This window comes from Rhodovarius crocodyli (assembly GCF_004005855.1).
Taxonomy (GTDB): domain Bacteria; phylum Pseudomonadota; class Alphaproteobacteria; order Acetobacterales; family Acetobacteraceae; genus Rhodovarius; species Rhodovarius crocodyli.
This window is the reverse complement of the sequence record NZ_SACL01000005.1, coordinates 59,079-83,836: the sequence shown is the minus strand read 5'-3', so window position 1 is coordinate 83,836 and position 24,758 is coordinate 59,079. Positions and strand designations below refer to the sequence as shown.

Genomic DNA, 24,758 nt, shown 5'->3' with positions numbered 1-24,758 from the left:
GCCCATCCGGTTGAGTTCGCGCGCCGGATGGGCTCAATTGCCGCTGTGCCATTCCATGCCGCGCCGCAACAGGCCACCAGCCTGATCCCCGCCCCGACCGCCACCGAAGCAGGGGCCATCCATGGGGCCTGAACGCCGTTCCGCCTGGTTGCGCCGCGCCGCCGCCGCCGCCGAGAAGCGGGATTGGCCGGAGGCGGCACGCCTGGCCTGGGCCGCGCGCCTGGCCTGGCCCTCTGATCTGCCGGCGCTTCTCGACATCGCCTGCTGGTGCCGCATGGCACGCCGGGCCGATTGGGCGGGCACCGCGCTGGAGGCCGCGATGGCGCTCGGTCCCAGCCACGGCGCGCATGAGGAAGCCGGCGCCCAGGACCTGCCGGGCCTGCCGGAACCCGATGCGGCCTCCGACGCCTCGCTCCTGCTCGATGTGCAGGACCTGCTGCAGTTCCTGTATGATCACGGCAGCGTCTCGGGCATCCAGCGCGTGCAGCTGGGCATCCTGGCCGCGGTGCTGGACGGCAGCGCGGGGCCGGGTTCCGAGGGCGCGCTGGCGGTGTTTCCGCAGCTGAATGATTCGCGCCTCTGGGCCGTGCGGCACGACGACCTGGCCGCCATCATCGATTTCTGCGCCGGCACGAAGCTGGACCCCGCGCAGGCGCGTGAGCTGGTGCAGCGCGCCCGCATGCGCGCGGAGCCCCTGCGACCGGCGCCGGGTGCGGCGCTGGTGGTGCTGGGCGCCTTCTGGTTCTTCGCGGGCGCCCCCGGCTTCTACATGGCCATGCGCGCGCGCGGCCTGCGGCTGGGCGTGCTGATCTATGACACCTTCCCGGCGACCCACCCGGAATACGCGACCAGCGACACCAGCCTCTATTTCAACCAGGCCCTGAACGAGGCGCTGTTCTTCTGGGACTTCGCGCTCGCGATCTCGGAATATTCCGCGCAGTCCTTCCGGCAGCTGGTGGCCGCCCGCGGCTATCCGCCGATCGAGACGGTGGCCATTCCGCTGGCCCACAGCTTCGGCCTGAAGCCGGTCGAGACCCCCGCCTGGCTGGATACCTGGCCCGCGCCCCTGCTGGATGTGAAGGGGCGGGAGTTCGTCCTCTCGGTCTCGACCATCGAGGTCCGCAAGAACCACCTGCTGCTGTTCCACGCCTGGAAGCGCATGCTGGAGGAAGGCGGTGACCCGCCCATCCTGGTGCTGGTCGGCCGGCCCGGCTGGCGCGTGGGCGACCTGATGGGCCAGCTGGAGGCGACCCGCAACCTGGATGGCCGCATCATGGTGGTGCATGGCCTGTCGGATGTGGAGCTCGCCTCGCTCTACCGCGCCTGCCTGTTCACCGTGATGCCGAGCTTCGTGGAAGGCTGGGGCCTGGCGGTGGGGGAGAGCCTGTCCTTCGGGCGGCCCTGCATCGCCTCGCCCACCTCCGCCCTGCCGGAAGTGGGCGGGGATCTCGTGACCTATGCCGATGCGGGCAGCGTGCCGGAATGGGTGGGGACGCTGCGCCACTGGCTGGATGACCGCGCATCCCTGGCGGCGGCCGAGGCGCGCATCGCCCGCGAATTCGTGCCCCGCCAATGGCCCGGGGTCGCGCGCCACTTCCTGACCGAGACGCGGCGGCTGATGGCCCAGCCCGCGCGTGAGGTCGAGTTCCGCGCCGTGCCGCTGCTGCTGCCGACAGGCGAGCGCGTGGCCGCCGGCATTTCCATGGCGGCCGGCGGCGGCGGGGCGGCGGCGGTCAGTGCCGCGCTGTCGCAGGCGGTCTCCCTCCAGTCGGGCTGGTATCCGGCCGAGGCGGGCTGCACCTGGATGCGCGGCCGCCACGCCCGATTCGTCGCGCGCTCGCAGGAAGCGCCGGGCAGCGTGGTCTCTCTGGAGCTGGAGTTGGGAACGCCGCCCTGGCCGGCGCCCAACGGGCTGACGGCGCGGCTGGCGGGCGGAGAGCCGGTCTGGCGCCGCCTGGACGCGGAGGGCGCGGACGGGCTGCTGCTGCGGGTGACGGGTCCCGTCGCCGAGGACGGCACGGTGCTGCTGCTGCTGCGGCTGGATGAGCCGCCCGAGGAACATGGCCGCGACAAGCGCCGCCTGTGCCTGGCCCTGCGCCACATCACGCTGCTGCCCGGCGACCAGGCCGGCGCCCAGGCGGAGCGCGAGGCGCAGGTGCTGCCCGCCCTGCCGCAGGGGCGCAAGCCGCCGCGCGGCATCTTCGCGACGCTGACGCGCGCCGGGCGCCTGCGCCGCCAGGCCAATCTCAGCCGCAATGCCGGGAAATGGCCCGAGGCCGCGGCGCTCTATGCGGACTATCTGCGCCTGTGCCCGCGTGATGCCGGCATCCAGGTGCAGTACGGCAACGCCCTGTCGATGGCGGGCGAGTTGCTGCTGGCGCTGGAGGCCTATGACCGGGCGGAGGCGCTGGGCGACCCCTTTGCGCGTGAGATGCGGGTGAATGCGCTGCGCCGCGCCGGCAGGCATCACCAGGCGGAGCTCGCGCGGTTCGGCACCGCGCAGGCGCCCCGTCGCAGCGCGGGCGGCAGGTTGCTGCTGGATGTGACCGCGCTGCTGGAAGCGCGCGGCAACTGGGCCGCGCGGCGCTGGCGGCTGGGGCTGGTCCAGGGCCTCGCGGGGGTGCTGGCCGCGCGCCCGATGCCCGAGCTCGACATCGTGCTGACCCCCGAGGGCCAGGATGAGATCTGGCTGTTGCCGCCGGAGGCGCTGGCGGGCCTCGCCGCGCCCATGCTGGAGCAGCGCCTGGCCGTGCGCGACGCCCTGGTGGCCCGCAGCTCGCCTTATCTGGTCGCCGCCGGGGACCGGCTGCTGGTGCTGGATGCCGGCACGCGCGCCCAGCCCCCGCGCGGCTGGCGCCAGGCGCGGGAGGCTGGGGCCGAGACGCTGCTGCTGCTGGCCGAACCGATGGCCTTCACCCGTCCGCATCGCGTGGAGGCCGCGAAGCGGGAAGCGATCCGCGCCGTGCTGAGCGAACCCGCATCCTTCGACGGCCTGCTGTTGCCCGCCCCTGATCCGGATCTCGCGGCGGCGCTGGCGCGGGACGGCCGCGGCGTGCTGACCGCGGCCTGCCTGCCGGTGGTGACGCTGGGGCGCCTCCCGCAAGAGGGCGAGCATCCCTCTCCGCCCGAGGGCGGCTTCCTGTTGGCCAGCCGCCTCTCCGCACCCTTGGCGGAGGCGCTGGCCCTGCTGGGCCCCAAGGCCCCGCCTGTGGCGCTGCTGGAGGGGGAATATCCGGGCTGCATCGCGCTCGACTGGCCGGAGGCCGCGCCGCTGGAGCCGCTGCTGGCGCGCGCGTTGCTGGCGTTCTCGGCCGAGGAGGCCGGGCAATGGCCCGCGCTGCTGGTCGCCGCCGCCGAGGCCGGGGTGCCCTGCCTTGCCCCGGCGGGTGTCGCGTTCCCGGCCACGACCTTCGACCCGCTGGAACCTGTGGCGCTGGCGCGGCTGATCGAGGCCGCGCTGGAGAATCCGCCCGCGCCCTCGCCCGGAGCGGTGGCGGAGGCCTGTGCCGGCTGGGAGGCGCTGGCCGAGGCGCTGCTCGCCGCCCGTCCGCCGCTGCCCGAACCCATCGGCGCCGAGGCGAGGCCCGATCCCCTGCTGCCCCGCAGCGGTCCCGAAGCCGGGTGGATCGACGCCATCCGCACCAGCGGAGGCCCGGCATGAAGCTGTTGCTCGATCTTCAGGGCGCGCAGGGCGGCAGCCGCCATGCGGGGCTCGGCCGCTATACCCGCGAGCTGGCGCTGGCCCTGGCCGCCGGGCGCGGCGGGCATGAGGTGCATGTGCTGCTGAACGGCAGCATGGCCGAGGCAGCGGACGCGCTGGAGGCCGAGTTCGCCCCCCTGCTGGGGCGCTGGGCGATCCATCGCTTCGTGGCGCCCGCCGGCTGTGCCGCGGGCGCCGACCCGCACCACCCGCTGCGCCGCGCGGCGGAGCTGATCCGCGCCGAGGCCGTGCGCGCCGTCGCACCCGACATGCTGCATGTGGGCAGCCCCTTCGAGGGCTGGAACGAGCCGCTCGTCACGACCTGGCCCGACAGCATGCCGCGCCCGGCGACCGTGGCGACGCTGCACGACCTGATCCCGCTGTCCTTCCCGCAGCAGTATCTGGACGGGGCCTGGCGCGATGCCGGGCTGGTGCCCTGGTATGCCCGGCATGTGCTGGAGCTCGGCCGGATGGACGGGCTGCTGTGCAATTCCGAGGCGACGCGGCAGGAAGGCCTGCACCACCTGGACCTGCCGCCCGAGGCGCTGTGCAGCGTGGGCGGTGGGGTCTCCTCGCGGTTCAACCCGGGGCAGGGGGCGTCGCCCGTCGAGGGACGCTATGTGCTGTGCCTCGGGCTGAATGACATCCGCAAGAACGAGGCGCGGCTGATCCAGGCCTTCGCCCTGCTGCCCGCCGCCCTGCGTGAGGGGCTGGTGCTCGCCGTCACCGGCTCGGTGCCCGATGCGCATCTGCAGGCGCTGGCGGCGGAGGCGGGGCTGCCGCCGGGCAGCCTGCGCCACCTGGGCTTCGTGGCCGAGGACGCCCTGCCGGCGCTGCATGCGGGGGCCGCGCTGTTCGTCATGCCCTCCCTGGCGGAAGGCTTCGGCCTGCCGCTGGCGGAGGCGATGGCGGCCGGTGCGCCGTTCTGCGCCAGCGATCGCGGGGCGCTGCCGGAAGTGGCCGGCCGCGCCGATGTGCTGTTCAACCCCGAGGACCCGGCGGACATGGCCCGGGTGATGGGGCGCATCCTGGGCGATGCCGCCTTCGCGCGGGAATTGAGTGCCTATGGGCCCGCGCGCGCCGCCGAGCTGACCTGGGCCGCCGCCGCCGCGCGTGCATGGGCCGCGATGGAAGGTTGGGCGCCCCCCGCCGGCGCGCCCTGGCGCGCGCCGCTGCCGCGCCTGGCCATGACCGGCCCGCTGCCGCCCGAGCCGAGCGGCATCGCCGATTATTCCGCGGAGCTGGTGCCGGCGCTGGCGCGGCACTACGCCATCACCCTGGTCAGCGGCGAGAAGCCTCGGCGCGGGTTGCTGGCGGGGCTGCCCTGGATGCCGGTCGAGGGCTTCGCGCCGCATCTGTGGCGCTTCGACCGGGTGCTGCATCAGGTCGGCAATTCCCATCTGCACCATACCCAGCATGCGCTGCTGCTGCCGCGCCGCCCTGCCACCACCGTGCTGCATGATGTGGGGCTGCCGGAATACCGCCGCTGGGCGGCGGATGGCTCGGGGGCTGCGCTGCTGGCTGCGATCTACCGCAACCAGGGCTATCCCGCGCTGCTGGCGGCGCTCGGCGGCGATGCCGGGGCGGTGGCGCAGTCGCTGCCGCTCTCGGCCCAGGTGCTGGAGGAAAGCGCCGGCGTCATCGTTCATTCGCAGGCGGCGCTCGGCCTGCTGCGGGATGCCTATGGGCAGCCGGCGCTGGCGCGGACGCGGGTGGTGCCGCATCTGCGCCGGGCCCAGCCGCTGCCGGACCGCCTGGCCGCCCGTGCGCGTCTGGGGCTGGATGCGGAGGGCCTCGTCATCGTCAGCTTCGGCGCCTGCGTGCCGAAGAAGCTTCCCTTGCCGCTGGTCAGGGCGCTGGCGGCCTCAGGGCTGGGGGCGGAGCTGGTCTTTGCCGGTGACGCGCAGCCCGGCCTGCCGGAAGTGATCGATGCCGAGGCGCGTGCGGCCGGCGTGGCGCGGCAGGTCCGGGTGACGGGCCAGCTGTCGCGCGCGGCCTATGAGGATTGGCTGGCGGCGGCGGATATCGCGGTTCAGCTGCGCGGGCGCCACCAGGGGGAAAGCAGCGGGGCGGTGGCGGATGCCATGGCGGCCGGGCTCGCCTGCATCGTGAACGCCATGGGCAGCCTGGCGGAGCTGCCTTCCGATGCGGTGCTGTGCCTTCCGGCCGCGCCGACGGTGGCGGAACTGGCCGAGGCGCTGGCCCTGCTGGGCCGTGACCCGGCACGGCGCGAGGCGCTGGCACGGGTGGCGCGCGCGCATGTCGCGCATGCCCTGGCGCCGCGCCGCATCGCCGAGGCCTATCGGGCCGCGATCGAGGCCGACCATGAGGCCTGCGCGCCGCTGGCGGTCTGCAAGGCCCTGCAGGAAGGGGCGATCAGCACCGCCGGGCGGGCGGAGCTGGCCGATGCCCTGGCGGCCAGCTTCCCGCGTCCCCGCCAGCCGAGGCTGTGGATCACGGCCGAGGGCTGGAGCTGCGCGCGGTTCTCGGACCTGGCGGATGGCCGCAGGCCCGAGCCGGTGAAGCTGCTGGACGGGGAGTGGCACAGCGACCACGCCGGGCTGGCCGAGGCCTTGGGGCTGGAACGCCCCGCCGCCGCGGATGGCCGCGTCACGCTGTTGCACGGAGACATGATGATGGCGCGCGGGGCAGGGGATTCCCTGCTGCCCGAGGGCATCATCATCATCACGGAGTGGTAACGACAAATTGACCGGCGCCGGAGCGCCAGACGGCCTCAATCGACCGGCGTCAGGCTCTTGATGAGGTCGAACACGCGCTTGCGCACAGACGGATCGGTGATCCGGTAATAGGCGCGGACGAGCTCCAGGGTCTCCCGGCGATGCAGGGTGTCGTCCTCGAAGCCTTCCTGGCTTTCGGCGAATCCGGCGATGCGGCGGGTCACGGCACTGCTGCCGCCCATGGCATCGGGCATGTCGTCGAAGAAGAAGCTGATCGGAACGTCCAGCACCCGGGCCAGGTCGAACAGGCGCGAGGCACCGATGCGGTTCACACCGCGCTCGTACTTCTGAACCTGTTGAAAAGTAAGGCCCAATGCCTCACCGAGTCGCTCCTGGCTCATCCCCAGCAACGTGCGGCGGAGGCGCACACGCGCCCCCACATGAACGTCGATGGGGCTAGGCCGGTGCTCCTTGTCACCTCGGTCTAGCATGTCCTCACTGGGCATCGCCTGTTTCATCCGCTTCCGTATCGTGGCCTGTTGCCACCCCCATCAAGACGGTGCCGTGACGTGGCGCCACACGCGCCGCTTTCTGCAGGCTTGGACCCAGCATCCTGCTTGAGGCCAAGTTATTAACGGCTTGGAAAGAGTTGGTCAATATTTTCAAGAAGTCTCAAAAATAGACCCATTTCCGAATTTTCGTTACGCTTTCCGTCTGGGCTCAGGCCGTGCTGCCAGAACGCAAATTAGCGACAAAAGGCATGGAATCAATAAGCCCCAACGGCTGAACACGGTGGGGGTTGCAGCCCCCGGGAGCCAGCCGGCCAGCGTACCGGTTGTGCCCAGCGCCAGCCGGCGCAATTCCCGACCCGCCGAGTCGAAAACCGCTGAGATACCAGTCTGCGCGGCCCGCACCATGGGCAGGCCTTCCTCCACCGCGCGCAGCCTGCTGCTGGCCAGATGCTGGAACGGTCCGGCCGAGTAACCAAACCACGCATCATTGGTGATGTTCAGCAGCCAGGCCGGCCGGGTCTCGCCCACCACTTGGCCGGGGAAGATGACCTCGTAGCAGATCAGCGGGCTGAAGGGCGGCAGGCCCCCCGGCGCGATGCTGCGCAGGCCCGGGCCCGGCGTGAAGTCGCGCCCGCCCGTGACCATCCGGATCGGGATCAGCCCGTCCAGCGGCATGTATTCGCCGAAGGGCACCAGGTGGTGCTTGTCAAACACGGCGGTGACCTCGCCGGCCGGGTTCACGCCGACCAGCGCGTTGTAGACGCGGTCCAGCTCGCCGGCCGGGTTCCATTGCGCGCGGATGCTGCCGGCCAGCAGCTGGCTGTTGGCGGGCAGGGCCTGCGCCACGAACTGGCGGGCCTGCGCGTCCTCGGACAGCAGGAAGGGGCTCGCGGTCTCGGGCCAGATGACGGCGATCGGGGCATCGGGATGCCCGGCCCGCGCGGCATGGGCGGCCAGCGCCGTCAGGTCCAGATAGCGCTGGAAGATCGGCATGCGCTGGTCCTGCCGCCACTTCACGTCCTGGGCGACATTGGCCTGCACCAGCACCAGCATGGTGTCGGTATCGGGCGGGGAGGGCTGGGCCAGCCGCCACGCGCCATAGCCCATCCAGCAGGCCAGCACCGCGGCACCCGCGCCCATCCAGCGCCAGTCCCGCAGCGCGGGCAGGCAGGCCAGCAGCACCGTCAGCAGCGACAGCCCATGCGTGCCGATCACGGCGGCCGGCTGCAGCGGCAGCGGATGGAAGGCCCAGACCGTGCCCAGCAGGTTCCAGGGAAAGCCGGTGAACAGATAGCCGCGGATGATCTCCGCGATCACCCAAGTGCCGGCGAAGGCGAAGACGCGGCGCCATCCGGGCGGCGTCATCCAGGCCACCGCACCCACCAGCGCCCCGGTGAGCGCCACGGGCAGCGCCAGGCCCGGCGCCGCGAAGGGCACCAGCCACCACCATTTCGCGATATCCGCGAACATGGCGTGGGTGACCCAGTACAGACCGACCGCGTGATGCCCCCAGGCGAAGGCGAAGCCCAGCACCGCCGCGCGGCGCCAGCTGCCCGCGCCGCCCAGCAGCGACAGCAGGGCCGGAAACACCACCAGCAGGATGGGCACCGCATGCAGGGGCGGCAGCGCCAGCGCCGAGAGGGCCCCCAGCCCGATCACGGCGGGCAGGGGGCGGCTGGCCCCGTGGAGGAGCTGGGCCTTCAGGCGGATGAGGGGATTCTGCACAGGCACCGGGCTAGCCCGGGACGTGGCGCGGCGCAATCACACCACGGCTACTCAGATATCCAGATTGGCCACCTTCAGCGCGTTCTCGACGATGAACTCGCGGCGGGGTTCCACCACATCGCCCATCAGGGTGGAGAACACGCTCTCGGCGTCCTCCACATCCTCGATCTTCACCTGCAGCAGGGTGCGCGCCTCCGGGTCCAGCGTGGTGTGCCAAAGCTGGTCGGGGTTCATCTCACCCAGGCCCTTGAAGCGCTGCACGGTCAGGCCGCGCTTGCCCTGTGCCAGAATGCGTTCCAGCGCCGCGTGCGGGCCGCGCGGGGCGGCCTCGGTCGCGTCGAAGGTCAGCTTGGGCGGCGTGCCGTAGTCGCGTTCCAGCGCGGCGTGCTGTTCCGTCAGCCATCGGGCGTCCGGCGTGTTCAGCAGCGCCAGCGACAGGGTCAGCCTCTCGGTCACGCCGCGCACCACGCGGTGCAGATGGATGCCGCCGCCATCGACGGTCGCCATCCAGCCGCGCTCGGCCGGGTGGGCGATGGCGTCCAGCCGGGCGGCCAGGCGCTGGGCCGATTCCAGCTCAGGCTGGGCCTTCAGCGCGCCGGCCAGGGCCGCCTGCTCGATCACCTCGACCGGCACATGGCCGGAAATGCGCTTCATGCGGCCCGAGATCTGGCGCAGGCGGCGCACTTCCTCATGCAGCGGCTGGCCGTCCAGCACGCCGCCCGGCAGGTGCAGCTTCGCGTTGGCCAGCGCCTTCTCCAGCAGGAATTCCTCGAGCGCCGCGTCGTCCTTCAGATAGCGTTCCTCATTGCCGCGCTTGGCCCGATAGAGCGGGGGCTGGGCGATGTAGAGGTAGCCGTTCTGGATCAGCTCCGGCATCTGCCGGTAGAAGAAGGTCAGCAGCAGGGTGCGGATGTGGCTGCCGTCCACATCGGCGTCCGTCATGATGACGATGTGGTGGTAGCGGGCCTTCTCGACGCTGAAGCCGCCCTTCGCCGGGTCACCCGGGCCGATGCCGGTGCCGAGTGCCGTGATCAGCGTGCCGATTTCCGCGCTGCCCAACATCTTGTCGATGCGCGCGCGCTCCACGTTCAGGATCTTGCCCTTCAGCGGCAGGATGGCCTGGTTGGCGCGGTTGCGGCCTTGCTTGGCGGAACCACCGGCCGAGTCACCCTCGACGATGAAGATCTCGGACTTCGCCGGGTCCTTCTCCTGGCAGTCGGCCAGCTTGCCGGGCAGGGTCGAGATGTCGAGCGCGTTCTTGCGCCCCACCTTCTCGCGCGCCAACTGGGCCGCCTTGCGGGCGGCGGCGGCGAGGACGACCTGCTCGAGGACGATCTTGGCTTCCTTAGGGTGGGTTTCGAACCAGTGGGACAGCGCGTCGGCGACGGCCACCTGCACCACCGGCTGCACCTCGGAGGAGACCAGCTTGTCCTTGGTCTGGCTGGAGAATTTCGGGTCGGGCACCTTCACGGACAGCACGGCCGTCAGGCCCTCGCGCATGTCCTCGCCAGCGAGTTCGACCTTTTCCTTCTTCGCCAGATCCTCGGCGTATTTCATCACCACGCGGGTCAGTGCCTGGCGGAAGCCCGCCTGGTGGGTGCCGCCGTCGCGCTGGGGGATGTTGTTGGTGAAGCACAGGGCCAGCTCACGCGGGGAGTTGGTCCACCACATCGCCAGCTCGACGCGGATGCCGTCGGTTTCCTTGCTGATGGCGCTGATGGGCGGCTTGAACAGCGGCTCCTTGCCCTTGTCGAGCCATTCGACGAAGGCGGTCAGCCCGCCGTGGAAATGGAAGTCCGAGCGCAGCTCCGGCACCACCCGCGTGTCCACCACGGTGATGGCCAGGCCCGAGTTCAGGAAGGCCAGTTCCCGCAGGCGGCGCTCCAGGATGGCGAATTCGTACTCGACCTTGGTGAAGGTCTTGTCGCTGGGCTTGAAGGTGACTTCCGTGCCCGAGGGATGGTCGGAGGGCCCGACGACCTTCAGCGGCTGCACGGTCTCGCCATGCTCGAAGCGGATGAAATGCTCCTGCCCGTTGCGCCAGATGCGCACTTCCATCCATTCGGACAGGGCGTTCACCACGGCGGCGCCCACGCCGTGCAGGCCGCCCGAGACCTTGTAGTTGTTCTGGTTGAACTTGCCGCCGGCATGCAAGCGGGTCAGCACCACCTCGGCGGCCGAGACGCCTTCCTCGGCGTGCATGTCCACCGGAATGCCGCGCCCGTCATCCGTGACGGTGACGGAACCGTCGCCGTTCAGCCGCACGTCGCAGCGGGTCGCGAAACCGGCCTGGGCCTCGTCCACCGCGTTGTCGATGATCTCGAAGGCCATGTGGTGCAGGCCGGAACCATCGTCGGTATCGCCGATATACATGCCCGGGCGCTTGCGCACGGCTTCGAGGCCGCGCAGCACGGTGATGGAGGAGGCTTCATAGGCATCGCCACCGGAATCACCGGGAAGGGCGCTGGGATCACTCATGTGGCGGGATAAACCTTTGGAAATTCAGGCCGCAAAAACGCCCGGTTTATAGCAGAAATCCGCCGGTCAGGGCAGGGGCAATTCGGGATTTTCCCGCAAGCCCCCGTGACTTGCCAGAAAGCCCTGGGCGGTCCCCTTCAGCCCCGCGAACAGCTCGGCCTCCGTGCCGGTCAGCCAGGCCTGGGCGGGCAGGGTGGACAGCGCCTGGAACAGCGCATCGCGCCGGGCATTGTCGAAATGGGCCGCCACCTCATCCAGCAGCAGCAGGGGCGCGAAGCCCCGCGCATCCGCGATCAGCCCGGCATGGGCCAGCACGGTGGAGACCAGCAGCGCCTTCTGCTCACCCGTCGAGCACAGGGCCGCCGGCACGCCCTTTTCCCGGTGTTCCAGGCGCAGATCGGCGCGGTGCGGGCCCTCGACGGCGGCACCGGCGCCGCGGTCGCGCGGGCGGGCATCGCGCAGGGCGCGGCGCAGGCTGTCCTCCACCTCCAGGGCCGGGCGATCCGCCAGGGCCTGGGTGGTGGCGCAGGACAGGGCCAGCGTGGCCGAGGGGAAGCCCCCCAGCGCGCCTGCCGCCAAGGTGGCATCCAGCCGGCTGACCAGCGCCCGGCGGGCGGCGGCGGCGGCCACGCCATGGCGGGCCATCGCGTCCTCCAGCGCGGTCAGCCAGTCGGGGGCGCCGCCCTCGGCCAGCAGGCGGTTGCGCTGGGCCATGGCGTTCTCATAGGCCGCGACCTCCCGCGCATGGGCGGGGTCCAGCGCATAGACCAGCCGGTCCAGGAAGCGCCGGCGGCCGGAGGCGGCCTCCTGGAACAGCCGGTCCATCTGGGGCGTCAGCCAGACGGCGGCCACGCGCTCGGACAATTCAGCCTGGCTGCGGGCGGGGGCGCCGTCGAGGCGGAACACCCGGCGCTCCGGTGCGTCGGGCGCGGTGCCGGTGCCGATCTCGAAATCGCCCCAGGCGCCGGTGAAACGCCCTGCCACGGCCCAGCGCGGGGTGCCGGTGCGGGCCAGCTCCGCCACCTTCGCGTTGCGCAGGCCACGCCCGGGGCCAAGGAGGGACAGCGCCTCCAGCAGGTTGGTCTTGCCGGCGCCGTTGGGGCCGGTCAGCACCACCATGGGCGCGGGTGTGGACAGCTCCGCTGCCTCGTAGGAGCGGAAATCCGTCAGCATGATGCGGGTGAGGCGAAGCGCGGGGGTCAGGTTAACCCCCACCAAGGGCTCTGCCCTTGGAGCCCGTCAGGAGACAGTGTCTCCCGGAGCTGCCTTCTGTTGGTGCTCATCCTGGTGGGACAGATAGGAATATAATTACGCCTTCCCAGGGTGGGGAGCCAAACTCCTGGGGGCCAGGGGCCTTTCGGCCCCGCTTACACCCGCATCGGCATCAGCACATACAGCGCCTCGGGCTTCGCCGCGTCCTTCACGACGGTCGGCGAGGAGCCATCGGCGAACTGGAACTCCACCTTCTCGCCGATCTGCTCGGTGATGTCGGCGAGGTACCGCGCCTGGAAGCCGATCTCGAGCGGGGTGAAGGCGTATTCCACATTGCCCTCGTCCAGCTCCTCCTGGGCCTGGCCCTGGTCGGCGCTGCTGGCTTCCAGCCGCAGGTGGTTGCGGTCCACCGAGAGCTTCACCGGGCGCGAACGCTCGCTGCTGATGGCGGCCACGCGGGCCACCGCCTCGGCGAATTCCTTCTTGTCCACGCGCAGGATCTTGTCGTTCGCGCGCGGGATCACCCGCTCGTAATCCGGGAAGGTGCCGTCGATCAGCTTGGAGGTCAGCAGCACGCCGCCCACCTTGAACTGCGCCTTGGTCTCGGAGAGGCGGATCTCGACGTCTTCCTGGGTTTCCTCGGCCAGCTTGCGCAGCTCATTCACCGTCTTGCGGGGGATGATCACGCCCTGCATGCCGGCCGAACCCTCGGGGGCCGGTTCCTCGACGCGGGCCAGGCGGTGGCCGTCCGTGGCGGCGGCGCGCAGCACCGGGGTGCCCTCGATCTCGGCCACATGGATGTAGATGCCGTTGAGGTAGTAGCGCGTCTCCTCGGTGGAGATCGCGAACTTCGTGCGGTCGATCAGCCCGCGCAGCGTGCCGGCCGGCAGGGCGAAGCGCACCGGCAGCTTGCCCTCGGTCATGGAGGGGAAGTCCTCCACCGGCAGGGCCAGCATGTTGGTCACGAAGCGGCCGGCGCGCAGCACCAGCGGCGCCTCGCCGCCCGGATGGTCCAGCTCGATCTTGGCGGATTCCGGCAGCTTGCGGACGATTTCATAGAGCGTCGCGGCCGGGGCGGTGGTGCGGCCCGGGCGCGTCACGGTCACGCCCGAGACTTCCTCGACGACGGCGATTTCCATGTCGGTGGCCGTCAGGCTCAACCCGCCATCCTTCGCATCCAGCAGCACATTGGCCAGGATGGGGATGGTGTTGCGGCGTTCCACCACCGATTGCACATGCGCCAGGGCCTTCAGAAGGATGGCGCGATCCACAGCGATCTTCATCTGACGAGGGCCCCCAAGGATAGAAACGACCCGCCTTGCCGTGGATTCGGCATGGCAGGCCCCTGAGACTAGCTAACAGCCCCGCCGCGCCGCGTGAAGGCCGGGCAGGCGCCAACGCTGTGGATCAACGGAACAGGTGCGGCACCACGCGGGAGGTTTCGCGCATCACCCGCTCCCGCGCCTCGCGGAAGATGATGCCGCCGGTCTCCTCCCCCACCACCCAGCTGCCGATCACGGCATGCCAGCCGTTCTTCTCCGGGATCACGGCGCGGGCCTGGGTGATGAAGCGGGCATCGGCGCCGCCGTACTCGCCATCGGTCTGTTCCTCAGTGAAGCCGTCGCGGCTGAGGCGGATATTCGCGCCCTCGCGGCCCAGGCAGGGCTTCTCCACCCAGGCGCCGGGGCGGTCGCCCAGCCGGCCCATGAAGGCGGGCAGGATGTTCGGGTGCTGGGGGAACAGCTTGTGCAGCACCGGCAGGATCGCCTTGTCCGACAGCAGCGCCTTCCAGGGCGGTTCCAGCACGCCGGTCCTGTCACCCGCCAATTGCCGGCCGAACTCGTCCTTGATGGCCCATTCCCATGGGTACAGCTTATGGAGGAAGCGGATCTCCTCACCTTCCTCCCCCCGGAACCCCTCACCGTCGAAGCCCACGGATTCGAGCGCGATGGGAATGGCGCGGATGCCCGCCTGCTCCGCCAGGTCCCGATAATAGGTGCTGTGCAGCCATTCCTCCGGCAGGTCCGGATAGGCCGCGAAATGCAGGGGCTGGCCGTTCATCAGCCGGCCCAGCCACTGGAAGCGCGCCAGCAGCTTCTCGTGCAGGGAATTGAACTGGTCGGCGTCCGGGAAGGCGTCCTGCAGCCAGTACCACTGGGCCACCGCCGTCTCGATCGCGAGCGTCGGCGTGTCGGCGTTGTATTCCAGCAGGGCGATCGCGCCGGTGCGGTCGTCGAAGGCCAGGTCCATCCGCCCCATCAATGCGGGGTCGCCGCGCCGCCAGCTCTCGGAAAGGGCTGCCGCGAACCAGTCGGGCAGGGCGAAGTCGCGGGTCAGCGCCTCGGGTTCCCGGTTCACCAGGTGGTCCACGGCATCCAGGCAGCGGGCGTGCAACTCGGCCGTGGCGTCGTCCAGCGCATCCACCTCGGCCTCGGACAGCGACCAATAGGCACCCTCATGCCAGAACAGCCCGCCGCCGGGGCCGGGTTCCTGGCCATCGGAGTGATAGGCCAGGCCCACGGCCTCGATGCGCCGCTGCCAGTCGGCGCGGGGAGGGATCTCGTGCCGCTGCATCTCAGCTGCTGCTGCTGCTGCTGGAGAAGCCGCGGCCGGTGCTGCCCAGCCCGCCGCGCGCGATGCTGCTGGAGCCGCTGTAGCTGCCGCCGCGCGCCAGCACGGTGCTGCCGGTGGTGCTGGCGTTGAAGCTGCGGGTCGCACCCGTGCGGTCGCTGTCGCCCATGTAGCTGCTGCCGCTGTAGTAGAAGCCCCGCCCCCCGCTGGTGGATGAGGAGGTCGGGCGCGGTGCCGCGCAGCCCGGCGGCAGGGGCTGGATGCCGGGCGGGCAATTGGCCTGCGCCCCGGCATAGAGCGGCATGACGCTGCGCGGCCCGCCGCTGGCCAGCACGCGCCCGATCAGCACGCCCGCCATGACGGGGATGAACAGCGAGGTGCCGTTGGGCTGGCTGACGGTGGTGCATTCGCCGCCGGTCTGGTTCTCACAGATCGCGCGTTCGGTGAAGCGCGGGGCCGTGGCCTCATGCCGCTGGCGCGCATCGGCGAAGGCGTCTCGGCAGGCCGCGGTGTCGTCGGAGCCGAAGCTGGCCCGGCAGGCGTCCTCCGAGGTGAACAGCGTGTCGCCCTCGGGTGGGGTCGGTCCATCCCCGCACCAGACCAGCGCGATGGCCGCGGTGGACAGCAGCGTGATGGTGACGGCGGTAGAGCGGCGCATGGCGATACCTCCTCAGCCCAGCATGGTCGCGGCGTTGATCAGCCCGGCGCAGACCGAGACGGCGCCCAGGAACAGGCCGGTGGCGCCGCAGCCGGCCTCCATGCGCGCCTTCAGCCCCGCGCCCAGCAGCAGCCGTGCCACGCCGAAGGCCAGCAACTGCACCACGAAGCCGACCAGCGCCCACAGCAGCAGGTCGGCCCGACTCTGCGCCGCGCTCATCACCGCCGCCAGCACCAGCGCATAGCCGAGCAGCGCGCCGGAATAGCTGGCCGAGGCGGCGATATTGCCGTTGCGGATCAGGATGAGCTCGCGCCAGGGCGTGATGCGCTCATAGGCGGCGGCAAAGGCCGCCAGCATCAGGATGCCGAGGGGAAACCAGGTCAGGAAAACCGGCAGGGTCGCGAAATAATGCTGCAGCATGACGTTCCCCGGATGCTCTGTCGTTGCGCCCATCTTTGGGGGAAGCGGGTCGCAACGTCCAGAGATTACGGGGAAGTCAGGCTGAGTTCATCCCACGAACGCATTACCGCCAGTGGCGGCGCCCGTGGTGATGGTGATGGCCCCAGTGCCGGGGCGGCGGGGGCGGGCGATAATACGGGCGCGGGTGGTGCCAGGCAGGCCGGTGGTAATGGTGCCAGCGCGGCGGCGGCGGCGGCCGGTAATAAGGGCGCGGCGGCGGGTAGTAATACTGGACCTGGGTGGCCTCCACGCCCGAGCCGGACGCCGGGGGCGTGACCGTCAGGGCCTGGGCTCCGGCGAGGGGCGCCAGGCCAGTCACGAGCCCTAGGGCCAAGGCCGCGGCGATGATGATTCTGCGCATGACGTCCTCCTTCGGGGGAAATTACATGGACGATTATTCATGCGCAAATCACGTGGCCGGAACTGGGCCGGAATCGTGCATTTCTATGGCACGGCATACGGCTTCCGAAACGTATCCTTGCGCGCGATCAGCCCGTGCCGCAGCCGGAACAGGTCCACGCCGCGCAACTCGGTGCGAGTGCCGGCCGCATCCGTGCCGCGCAGCACCCATTCGCTGAAGCCCCGGTCGCCGTTGACGACGTGCTGCGCGCCGTCCCAGCGTGCGTCGGGCCATTGCCGCCAGGCGCCGGGCAGGGCCTCACGCAGCTCGGCCTTGCCCTGGTGGCGGGTGCCGAAGGCGGTCTCGAACACGCAGTCCTCGGTCACCATGCCCAGCAGGGCCTCGATGTCGTGGCGGTTGTAGGCGGCGGCGAAATCCTCCAGCAGCGCCTCTCCGCTGCGGGTCCAGCGTTCCAGCGCCTCCGCCATGGTCGCCTCGACGCTCGTTCCCGCATCGGTCACGGCCTCGGCCGGGTACCAGTGGTCCCAGCCCGGGATGGTGACGTGCAGGGCCTCTCCGCCATGGTGGCGCAGGGCGGCGGCCATGCCGGGCGTCTCGGCGGGCAGGGTGCCCAGGTCATCCTGCGCCGTGATCAGCAGCACGGGCGGCGGGCAGGCCAAGCGGGGCAGATGCGCCGCCAGGTCGCCGCTCTCCATCCGGGCCGAGAGGGCGATGACGCCCGCGCAGGGCACGCCCTCGGCCAGGGCCGCGTAAAGGGCGGCCCGCGCCCCGGCCGACCAGCCGCCCAGCACGATGCGGTCGGGGTCGATGCCGAAGCGCGCCGCCTGCCGGGCCACGAAGCGGCCGGCGGCGGCCATGTCGTCGATCGCGCCCTCGATGATGCGCATGTGGTCGGCATGGGAGGCCGGCGGCATGCCCAGCATCTGCCGCACCACATCCATCCGCTGCACCCCGATCTCACCGGGGACGGTCAGCACCGGGGTGGGGCCGGCGGGGGCGTCGTCGGCGGCCAGGCGATAATCGATGGAGAAGCAGGCATAGCCGCGCGCGGCAAAGCGCCGGGCGTATTCGGCCATGGCCGTGTTGCTGCCGCGGGCGCCGGCGAACACGTCATCCTTGCGGCTGCCGCGGTGATAGGCCCCGCCGAAGGCCAGCACCAGCGCGGGATGCGGCCCGGGGCCTTCCGGCAGATAGGCGTCCATCATCAGGGTGCGGGTGCCGGCCGCGACGGCGACCTCGGCGAAGGGGATGTCGGCTTCGATGCGCATGGCGATCAATCCAGGGTGATATGGGCGGCGCGGGCGATGGCGCCCCAGCTTTCGACGTCGCGGGCGAAATGCGCGTCCCATTCGGCGGGCGACAGCGGGGGCTCGATGGGCATGGAGCCCCCGCCCAGGATCATCCGCTTTGCGCGCGGTTCCTCCAGCGCCTTCACGAAGGCCGCGTTCAGCCGCGCGATGATGGGCGCGGGCGTGCCGGCCGGGGCGAAGGCCGCGTGCCAGCCCACCGTGTCGAAGGGCACGCCGGCCTCGGTCAGGGTGGGCAGGTCGGGCAGGGCCTCGCTGCGGCGGGGGCCGGTGATGGCCAGCGCCCGCAAGCGCCCCGACGTCACCTGCGGCGTCATGCTGACGGCATCGAAGATGCCGAAGGTCAGCCGGCCGTCCAGCAGGTCCGGCAGGGCGGTGCTGCTGCCGCGATAGGGCACATGGGTCATGGACAGGCCCGCATGCTGGTTGATGCGCTCACCCACCAGGTGCGGCGGCGTGGCGATGCCGAAGCTGCCATAGGTCACGCCGTCCTGCCGCTGGCGGGCCAGGGCGATGATGTCCGCCACCGAGCGGATCGGGCTGTTCGGCGCCACCACCAGGATCAGCGGCACATAGGCGGCCAGCGCCACCCCCGCGAGATCCTTGCGCGGGTCGAAGCTGAGCGCCCGGTTGACCGAGGGCGCGATGGCCAGCGCGCCCGCCGTGAACAGCAGCGTGTAGCCGTCCTTGGGGGCGCGCGCGACCTGTTCCGCGCCCAGATTGCCGCCGGCGCCGGGCTTGTTGTCGATGACGATGGGCTGGCCCAGCGTCTCCCGCATGCTCTCGGTCAGGCCGCGCAGCACGGCGTCGCTGCCGCCGCCGGGCGGGTAGGGCACGTTGATGCGGATGGGGCGGTCGGGAAAGCCCTGCGCGCGCGCCGGCATGGCGAGGATGGCGGGGCTTGCGAGCAGCAGGCGGCGGGTGGCGGTCATCGGATGCTCCTGGGGCTGCATCCGGCTTGCCGGGAATGGCGGATTTCCGCCAATGCCCTATCCGGTGAAGATCCATAACCATTCTGCATGCTAGGCTGCGCGCCATGCTCGACATCCGTGACCTGCAGCGCATCCAGGCCATCGCCACCCACGGCAACTTCACCCGCGCCGCGCGGGTGCTGGGGGTCACCCAACCCGCGCTGACGCGCAGTATTTCGGCCGTCGAGGCCATGCTGCGCGGCCCGCTGTTCCTGCGCAGCCGCCAGGGCGCCGAGCCCACCGACATGTGCCGCATGATCCTGGCCGATGCCCCATCCATACTGGAGCGCATGGAAGCCCTGCAGCGGAACCTGTCGGAGCTGCGCAGCGGCCCGGGGCAGGAAATCGCTGTGGCCTCAGGCCCTTATCCCTTCGAGACCATCCTGCTGCCGGCGGCCATCGCCTTCGGCCGGGAGCAGCCGCGCATCCGGCTGCGCATGGAGATCCAGCCCTGGCCGCGGGCGGTGGCGCAGCTCCGCGCGGGGCTGGTCGAGATTGCGCTGGCCAATACCACCAGCGTGGTGGACCTGGCGGGCCTGTCGATCGAGCCGCTGCCCGCCCACCCCATGCTGGCGGCCGTGCGCGCCGGCCACCCGCTGCTGCGGCTGAAGCGGCCCGAGCTGTCGCAGATCCTGGCCTATCCGCTGGTGACCACCGCGAACCTGTCGGCCAATTTCAGCCGGATGCTGACGGAGGCACGCGCCGAGGCCCGGGCGCGCCGCCCCCACCCGGCCTTTCCCGCCATGATGCTGGAGCCGATGAGTGCCTGGCTGTCCGTGGTCAGGCGCAGCGACGCGGTGGCCTTCGTCACCGCGCCCGCGCTGGAGGAACCGGGCGCGCAGGTGGAGGTGCTGCGCTTCCAGTCCCCGGTGCTGCGCACATCGCCCGCCATCATGCGGCTGGCCAGCCGGGCGGGGTCCCGCCACGCCGGCCAGTTCATCGAGGCATTGCGGGCAGCCAATGCCCAGGCGCGGGAAAGGGCATGGAGCATGTTTCCCTGGTTGGATCAGCGATAATACGATTCTGAATGCGAAAATTGCGGCCGCCGATGTTGCGTTGGGCGCGGCCAACCTCTAAATGGCAAAAAACACCTGGATAATGCGATTTTCCAACGGAAAATATTGCGTATCCGGGTCTGTATGCCGGAGGCGCCCATGGGCAGCACCATCACCGCCAATCGCCTGACCGACGGCGTCGTCGTCTGGCACGACGGCCAGCGCGGCTGGACCACCGATCGCGCTGAGGCAGCCCTGCTGGAAGGCGAGGCGCTGGACGGCCTGTTGGCGCGCGTCCGTCGCGACGACCAGCAATTGGCCGTCGATATCCGCGGCGTCGAGATCGAGGACGGCGTGCCCGCCGAGTACCGGGAGCGCCTGCGCGCCCAGGGCCCCTCTGTGCGCGGCGACCTGCTGCGGAAGGGGCATGACTGGGCCGAAGGGCCTTTCCCGCCGCCGCCCAGCCGCAGCCACAGCTCGCCCCATGCCGGCATCTACCGCTATGACGAGGCCGACCGCGAATTCCTGCGCCAGCGCGCGGCCCAGTTCGGCAATCAGGTGGAACGCCGCCTGAAGGGCGAACTGAACGAGGAGGAGTTCAAGCCGCTGCGGCTGATGAACGGCCTATATCTGCAGCTGCACGGCTACATGCTGCGGGTCGCCATCCCCTATGGCGTGCTGTCATCCACCCAGCTGCGGCAGATGGCCTATATCGCGCGGCATTATGACCGGGGCTACGGCCACTTCACCACGCGGCAGAACATCCAGTTCAACTGGCCCCGTTTGACGGACACGCCCGAGATCCTGCGCCTGCTGGCCGAGGCCGATATCCACGGCATCCAGACCAGCGGCAACTGCGTGCGCAACGTCACCACCGACCAATATGCCGGCGCCGCCGCCGATGAGGTGGTGGACCCGCGCCTTTATGCCGAGATCCTGCGGCAGTATTCGACCGACCATCCCGAATTCACGTACCTGCCGCGTAAATTCAAGATCGCCATCACGGGCAGCGAGCAGGACCGCGCCGCCATCCGCGTGCATGACATCGGGCTGATCGCGCGCCGCAACCCGGCGGGCGAGGTGGGCTTCGAGCTGCATGCCGGCGGCGGTCTGGGCCGCACCCCCATCATCGCGACCAAGCTGCGGGACTGGCTGCCGGCGCAGGACCTGCTGCGCTATGTCGAGGCGGTGCTGCGCGTCTACAACGCGCTCGGCCGGCGGGACAACATCTACAAGGCCCGCATCAAGATCCTGATCCGCGAGACGGGCGCCGAGGAATTCCGCCGCATGGTGGAGGCCGAGTTCGCGGCCCTGCCGGCCGATTACGCCCTGCTGACCGACGATCTGCTCGCCGCCGTCGGCGCGCGTTTCGAGGAGCCCCCCTTCCAGGCGCTGCCCGAGGCAGCACCCGCCTTCGACGCCGCGCTGGCCCAGCTGCCGGGCTTCTCCGACTGGGTGGCCCGCAACACCCACCCGCATCGCGTGCCGGGCTACATCTCGGCCACCGTCACGCTGAAGCCCGCGGGCGGCATCCCCGGCGACGCCACCGCCGAGGAGATGGAACTGATCGCCGGCCTGTCGGAGCAGTATTCCTTCGGTGAGCTGCGCGTCAGCCACGAGCAGAACCTGATCCTGCCGCATGTGGAGAAGGAGGCGCTGCCCGTGCTCTATGCCGCGCTGCGCAAGGCGGGGCTGGCCGATGCCAATGCGGGGCTGGTGACCAACATCATCGCCTGCCCAGGCATGGACTACTGCGCGCTGGCCACGGCGCGCGCCATCCCGGTCGCCCAGCGGCTGAGCGAGCGTTTCGCCGCGCGGGAGGCCGAGATCGGGCCGCTCGACCTGAATATCTCGGGCTGCATCAACGCCTGCGGCCAGCATCATATCGGCCATATCGGCCTGCTGGGCGTGAACCGGAACGGCGAGGAGGTCTACCAGATCACCCTCGGCGGCGCGTCGGACGAGCAGGCGGCGATCGGCGGCATCATCGGCCCCGCCGTGCCGAGCGAGGACGTGCCCGACGCCATCGGGAAGATCGTGGATGCCTATGTCGCCCGCCGCACGGAGGGCGAACGCTTCATCGATACCTATCGCCGCCTGGGCGCGGCACCCTTCAAGGAGGCGGTCTATGGCGCTCATTGACATCGCCGGGCGGGAGATCCCCGCCGACGACCGCGTGCCCCTGGCGCTGGAGGAACTGCCGGAAGGCCAGGGCCTGGCGGTGCTGCTGCCCGCCGGCACGCTGGCGGAGGAGGTGGCCCCGCTGCTGCCGCGCCTGGCGCTGGTGGTGGTCGAGTTCCCGAAGTTCCGTGATGGCCGGGGCTTCACCCTGGGCCGCGCCCTGCGGGAACGTCACGGCTTCACGGGCGACATCCGCGCCGCCGGCCACGTCATCCCCGACCAGCTGGCGCTGCTGCGGCAATGCGGCTTTTCCAGCATCGCCACCCCCGCCGAGCACCCGCCCGCGCAGTGGCAGGGCCTGAAGGACCCCACCCAGCGGCAGCTTCTTCAGCGCCTTCTAGGTGGCGAAGGGGTCGCGCGCGCCCAGGCCTGAGAAGGAGCCTGAGGGCTCCAGCTCCGCCTGGGTCATGTCGATGCTGTGCGCGTCCCCGCCCGTGCGGGGGGAGTTCAGCAGCACGATGCGCCCCAGCCAGTCGCCCACGATGCCGGTGTGGTTGATGGGGTCGTTCTTGATCCGCAGGCAGGTGATCTTGGGGCGCCGGGTCCGCAGGTAGTCGGCATAGACGCCATCCACCCCCGTCACCGCCGGCGAGGAGATCGGCACGGCCGGCGTGCCGGTCTGCGCCGCCACGATCGCCGCCAGCCCCCCGCCCAGCGAGTGGCCGCAGACGAAGATGCGCCCGCTGCGGGGCGCGTTGCGCTGGGCCAGCAGCAGCAGCTCCACCGCGCAGCCGATCTGATGGTTCAGCAGCGCCCAGCCCATGATGCCGAGGACGGGCGAGAGCGCCGTCGCGGTATTCCCGCCGAAACCCACATCGGTGACGATGTCCCGGCCCATGCCGTCCGTCGGCTGGGTGCCCGCATAGGCCACCAGCACGTCGAAGCCGCCGCCATTGGCGCGGGTGTAGATCGCGCCCTGAAAGCCCGACCAGCGGCGCGTGTCGTTGGAGCGCGTGAAGCCGCCCACGCTGGAGATCGAAGGATCGTACACCGCCGCGGAAACCCGGGCGAAATCAAGGAAAGTCAGAGGTGTCGGCACGCGAATGTTCCGGCGTCTTGTTTCCGGCGGATGTAGCGCCGGTCATTTTCCGACGCATCCCGTAAACTCGTGATGCGACTTCAGCTCAACTCGATCCACACGGGAGCGTGATCGGAAGGCTGTTCCTCGGCCCGGGCCTCGACATCCACGTTGAAGGAAACCAGCCGCTCGGCCAGTTCCGGGCTCAGCATCGCATGGTCGATGCGCAGGCCGCGATTGGCCTCGAAGGCCGCGCCGTAATCCCAGTAGGTGTAGGGGTGGCCGCCCAGCGCGCCCGCCGCATCCAGCAGGCCGGTGAACTCCAGGGCGCGGAAACGCGCGCGGGTCTCGGGGTGGATCAGCGCGTCGCCCGGGGGCAGGGCGCCGGGGAACAGGTCGGCATCGGTCGGGCAGACGTTGAAGTCACCCAGGATGGCGAAGGGCTCGAAGGCATCCAGATGCAGCTTCGCCCGTTCCCGCAGCCGGTCCATCCAGCGCCACTTGTAGCGCATGCCCGCCTCGCCGCCGGAATTGCCGTTGGGCAGGTAGATGCCGGCCACCGTGAGGGCGGGCAGCTTCACCTCGATGTAGCGGGCGTGGTCGTCCTCGGCCTCGCCGGGCAGGGCCTCGGCCAGCACCTCGAAGGGCTCGCGCGCCAGCACCGCCACGCCGTTGCGCCCGCCAGGCTGACCCACCGCATGGATGCGATAGCCGGTGTCGGCGAATTCCAGCGTCGGACATTCCTCCGTGCGACACTTCAGTTCCTGCAGCACCAGCACATCGGGCGCGTGGCGCTCCAGGAAACGCCGCACATGCGGGGCCCGGCGGCGGATCGAATTCACATTGAAGCTGGCAAGGCGCATGGCCTTCTTGTGGCGCCCGCCGCGTTTTCCCGCAACCGCCCCGATTTACAGCGCGGCGCGCTCAGCCCACGCTCCGTGCAACGCAAGAAACTGAGGAACGGACATGAGCGATACACCACCCCCGGGGCCGACCGTAGGATTCGTGGGCCTCGGCATGATGGGCATGCCCATGGGCCAATGCCTGGTGGCCAAGGGGTTCGAGGTGCTGGCCCATGACGCGGGCCCTGCCGTGCTGGAGGGGGCGGCCATGCAGCAGTCCCTGACCGCGGTGGCCCAGGCGCCCACCATCGTGCTGATGCTGCCGGACAGCCCCACCGTGGCCAAGGTGATGGAGCGCCTGCTGCCGGCGCTGGGCCCGGGCCATCTCGTGATCGACATGGGCTCCTCCCTGCCGGCCGAGACCCGCCGCTGGGCCGAGGCCTGTGCCACGCGCGGCGCGCGCTATATGGATGCGCCCGTGTCGGGCTCGGTCGTGAAGGCCAAGGCGGGCACGCTCGCCATCATGGCCGGCGCCGATGACGCGGCCTTCGCCCAGGCCGAGCCCGTGCTGAACGCCATGGGGGCCACGATCATCCGCACCGGCGCCCCCGGCAGCGGCCACGCCATGAAGGCGCTGAACAACTACGTCTATGCCGCCGGCCTGCTTGCCGTCTCAGAGGCGCTGGTGATGGGTGAGAAGGAGGGACTCGACCTCTCGATCTTCGCCGATGTCCTCAACGCCTCCTCCGGCCGCAACATCGCCAGCGAGACCAAGGTGAAGCAGGAAATGCTCTCCGGCCGCTACGCCGGCGGCTTCCAACTGGGCCTGATGCGCAAGGACCTGGAGACGGCAGGCAGCATCGCCGAACACCAGAACGCCCACCACGCGCTGCTGGAACTGTGCCGCACCCGCTGGAACGAAGCGGTGAGCGCCCGCGGGCCCAAGGTGGACAACACGGAAATGCACCTGCACCTGAAGGGGTGAGGGCGCACTCTGGGGGCCTTGCCCCCCAGGCCCCCAGCCAGGGGCTTTGCCCCTTGATACCCCGCCAAAGGCCGAAAGGCCCTTGGAAACCGGGAGCTGAAAGTT

The 24,758-nt window shown here is 70.7% G+C and carries 19 protein-coding genes; 6 read left to right on the top strand and 13 right to left on the bottom strand.

Annotated elements, in window-relative coordinates; all coding sequences use genetic code 11:
• Positions 1-121: 121 nt before the first annotated feature.
• Together EOD42_RS15305 and EOD42_RS15300 are read left to right on the top strand one after the other, a co-directional pair.
• Positions 122-3,661 carry a glycosyltransferase family 4 protein gene (locus EOD42_RS15305; protein ID WP_127788431.1) on the top strand — a complete coding sequence of 1,180 codons (3,540 nt, stop codon included), beginning with the start codon at positions 122-124 and terminating at the stop codon, positions 3,659-3,661.
• Positions 3,658-6,399, top strand: coding sequence for a glycosyltransferase (locus EOD42_RS15300; protein ID WP_164867956.1), 2,742 nt, complete (start codon positions 3,658-3,660; stop codon positions 6,397-6,399). Before EOD42_RS15305 ends, EOD42_RS15300 begins: the two co-directional genes overlap by 4 nt.
• A gap of 35 nt (positions 6,400-6,434) precedes the next feature.
• Here the strand turns inward: EOD42_RS15300 and EOD42_RS15295 are convergent, their stop codons facing one another.
• From EOD42_RS15295 to EOD42_RS15245, 11 genes are all read right to left on the bottom strand, one after another.
• Positions 6,435-6,884 carry a helix-turn-helix transcriptional regulator gene (locus EOD42_RS15295; RefSeq protein WP_127788680.1) on the bottom strand — a complete coding sequence of 150 codons (450 nt, stop codon included), beginning with the start codon at positions 6,882-6,884 and terminating at the stop codon, positions 6,435-6,437.
• Positions 6,885-7,079: 195 nt separating this feature from the next.
• Positions 7,080-8,615, bottom strand: coding sequence for an apolipoprotein N-acyltransferase (gene lnt / locus EOD42_RS15290; protein ID WP_240655173.1), 1,536 nt, complete (start codon positions 8,613-8,615; stop codon positions 7,080-7,082).
• A gap of 51 nt (positions 8,616-8,666) precedes the next feature.
• The gene (gene gyrB, locus EOD42_RS15285) at positions 8,667-11,093 is read right to left on the bottom strand and encodes a DNA topoisomerase (ATP-hydrolyzing) subunit B (protein WP_127788429.1); all 2,427 of its coding nucleotides are present in this window, start codon (positions 11,091-11,093) and stop codon (positions 8,667-8,669) included.
• Between the two features lie 66 nt (positions 11,094-11,159).
• Entirely contained in the window at positions 11,160-12,308 is a 1,149-nt protein-coding gene (gene recF, locus EOD42_RS15280) for a DNA replication/repair protein RecF (RefSeq protein WP_240655188.1), read from the bottom strand.
• A gap of 152 nt (positions 12,309-12,460) precedes the next feature.
• On the bottom strand, positions 12,461-13,588 hold the full coding sequence (gene dnaN / locus EOD42_RS15275) for a DNA polymerase III subunit beta (protein WP_127788428.1): 1,128 nt from the start codon (positions 13,586-13,588) through the stop codon (positions 12,461-12,463).
• Between the two features lie 124 nt (positions 13,589-13,712).
• Entirely contained in the window at positions 13,713-14,879 is a 1,167-nt protein-coding gene (locus tag EOD42_RS15270; RefSeq protein WP_127788427.1) for a glutathionylspermidine synthase family protein, read from the bottom strand.
• 1 nt (position 14,880) lies between these two features.
• Entirely contained in the window at positions 14,881-15,534 is a 654-nt protein-coding gene (locus tag EOD42_RS15265; RefSeq protein WP_127788426.1) for a DUF1190 domain-containing protein, read from the bottom strand.
• 12 nt (positions 15,535-15,546) lie between these two features.
• Complete coding sequence (locus tag EOD42_RS15260; protein ID WP_164867955.1) at positions 15,547-15,954, bottom strand: DUF350 domain-containing protein; 408 nt, start codon at positions 15,952-15,954, stop codon at positions 15,547-15,549.
• A 103-nt stretch (positions 15,955-16,057) separates the two neighbouring features.
• Positions 16,058-16,354, bottom strand: a complete 297-nt coding sequence (locus EOD42_RS15255) for a hypothetical protein (protein WP_127788424.1) — start codon at positions 16,352-16,354, stop codon at positions 16,058-16,060.
• An 83-nt stretch (positions 16,355-16,437) separates the two neighbouring features.
• On the bottom strand, positions 16,438-17,622 hold the full coding sequence (locus tag EOD42_RS15250) for a nuclear transport factor 2 family protein (RefSeq protein WP_164867954.1): 1,185 nt from the start codon (positions 17,620-17,622) through the stop codon (positions 16,438-16,440).
• Between the two features lie 5 nt (positions 17,623-17,627).
• Positions 17,628-18,593 carry a Bug family tripartite tricarboxylate transporter substrate binding protein gene (locus tag EOD42_RS15245; protein WP_127788422.1) on the bottom strand — a complete coding sequence of 322 codons (966 nt, stop codon included), beginning with the start codon at positions 18,591-18,593 and terminating at the stop codon, positions 17,628-17,630.
• Between the two features lie 104 nt (positions 18,594-18,697).
• On the opposite strand from EOD42_RS15245, the gene EOD42_RS15240 reads away from it, so the two are divergent.
• From EOD42_RS15240 to EOD42_RS15230, 3 genes are all read left to right on the top strand, one after another.
• Positions 18,698-19,648: a LysR family transcriptional regulator gene (locus EOD42_RS15240; protein ID WP_127788421.1), complete on the top strand. Its 951-nt coding sequence runs from the start codon at positions 18,698-18,700 to the stop codon at positions 19,646-19,648.
• A gap of 138 nt (positions 19,649-19,786) precedes the next feature.
• Entirely contained in the window at positions 19,787-21,769 is a 1,983-nt protein-coding gene (locus EOD42_RS15235; protein ID WP_127788420.1) for a DUF2849 domain-containing protein, read from the top strand.
• Positions 21,756-22,181: a DUF934 domain-containing protein gene (locus tag EOD42_RS15230; RefSeq protein ID WP_127788419.1), complete on the top strand. Its 426-nt coding sequence runs from the start codon at positions 21,756-21,758 to the stop codon at positions 22,179-22,181. Before EOD42_RS15235 ends, EOD42_RS15230 begins: the two co-directional genes overlap by 14 nt.
• Here EOD42_RS15230 and EOD42_RS15225 read toward each other — a convergent pair.
• Positions 22,146-22,847 carry an alpha/beta hydrolase family protein gene (locus EOD42_RS15225; RefSeq protein WP_127788418.1) on the bottom strand — a complete coding sequence of 234 codons (702 nt, stop codon included), beginning with the start codon at positions 22,845-22,847 and terminating at the stop codon, positions 22,146-22,148. The genes EOD42_RS15230 and EOD42_RS15225 overlap by 36 nt on opposite strands.
• A gap of 80 nt (positions 22,848-22,927) precedes the next feature.
• Positions 22,928-23,689, bottom strand: a complete 762-nt coding sequence (locus EOD42_RS15220; RefSeq protein WP_127788417.1) for an exodeoxyribonuclease III — start codon at positions 23,687-23,689, stop codon at positions 22,928-22,930.
• A 103-nt stretch (positions 23,690-23,792) separates the two neighbouring features.
• Between EOD42_RS15220 and EOD42_RS15215 the strand changes: the two genes are divergently transcribed.
• Positions 23,793-24,653: an NAD(P)-dependent oxidoreductase gene (locus EOD42_RS15215; protein ID WP_127788416.1), complete on the top strand. Its 861-nt coding sequence runs from the start codon at positions 23,793-23,795 to the stop codon at positions 24,651-24,653.
• Positions 24,654-24,758: the final 105 nt, after the last annotated feature.

Bases quoted from the DNA above. Each gene is read 5' to 3' on its own strand.
- EOD42_RS15305 (WP_127788431.1), top strand. From the start codon at position 122: ATGGGGCCTGAACGCCGTTCCGCCTGGTTGCGCCGCGCCGCCGCCGCC.
- EOD42_RS15300 (WP_164867956.1), top strand. From the start codon at position 3,658: ATGAAGCTGTTGCTCGATCTTCAGGGCGCGCAGGGCGGCAGCCGCCAT.
- EOD42_RS15295 (WP_127788680.1), bottom strand. From the start codon at position 6,884: ATGCCCAGTGAGGACATGCTAGACCGAGGTGACAAGGAGCACCGGCCT.
- gyrB (WP_127788429.1), bottom strand. From the start codon at position 11,093: ATGAGTGATCCCAGCGCCCTTCCCGGTGATTCCGGTGGCGATGCCTAT.
- dnaN (WP_127788428.1), bottom strand. From the start codon at position 13,588: ATGAAGATCGCTGTGGATCGCGCCATCCTTCTGAAGGCCCTGGCGCAT.
- EOD42_RS15270 (WP_127788427.1), bottom strand. From the start codon at position 14,879: ATGCAGCGGCACGAGATCCCTCCCCGCGCCGACTGGCAGCGGCGCATC.
- EOD42_RS15265 (WP_127788426.1), bottom strand. From the start codon at position 15,534: ATGCGCCGCTCTACCGCCGTCACCATCACGCTGCTGTCCACCGCGGCC.
- EOD42_RS15260 (WP_164867955.1), bottom strand. From the start codon at position 15,954: ATGCTGCAGCATTATTTCGCGACCCTGCCGGTTTTCCTGACCTGGTTT.
- EOD42_RS15255 (WP_127788424.1), bottom strand. From the start codon at position 16,354: ATGCGCAGAATCATCATCGCCGCGGCCTTGGCCCTAGGGCTCGTGACT.
- EOD42_RS15250 (WP_164867954.1), bottom strand. From the start codon at position 17,622: ATGCGCATCGAAGCCGACATCCCCTTCGCCGAGGTCGCCGTCGCGGCC.
- EOD42_RS15245 (WP_127788422.1), bottom strand. From the start codon at position 18,593: ATGACCGCCACCCGCCGCCTGCTGCTCGCAAGCCCCGCCATCCTCGCC.
- EOD42_RS15240 (WP_127788421.1), top strand. From the start codon at position 18,698: ATGCTCGACATCCGTGACCTGCAGCGCATCCAGGCCATCGCCACCCAC.
- EOD42_RS15235 (WP_127788420.1), top strand. From the start codon at position 19,787: ATGGGCAGCACCATCACCGCCAATCGCCTGACCGACGGCGTCGTCGTC.
- EOD42_RS15230 (WP_127788419.1), top strand. From the start codon at position 21,756: ATGGCGCTCATTGACATCGCCGGGCGGGAGATCCCCGCCGACGACCGC.
- EOD42_RS15220 (WP_127788417.1), bottom strand. From the start codon at position 23,689: ATGCGCCTTGCCAGCTTCAATGTGAATTCGATCCGCCGCCGGGCCCCG.
- EOD42_RS15215 (WP_127788416.1), top strand. From the start codon at position 23,793: ATGAGCGATACACCACCCCCGGGGCCGACCGTAGGATTCGTGGGCCTC.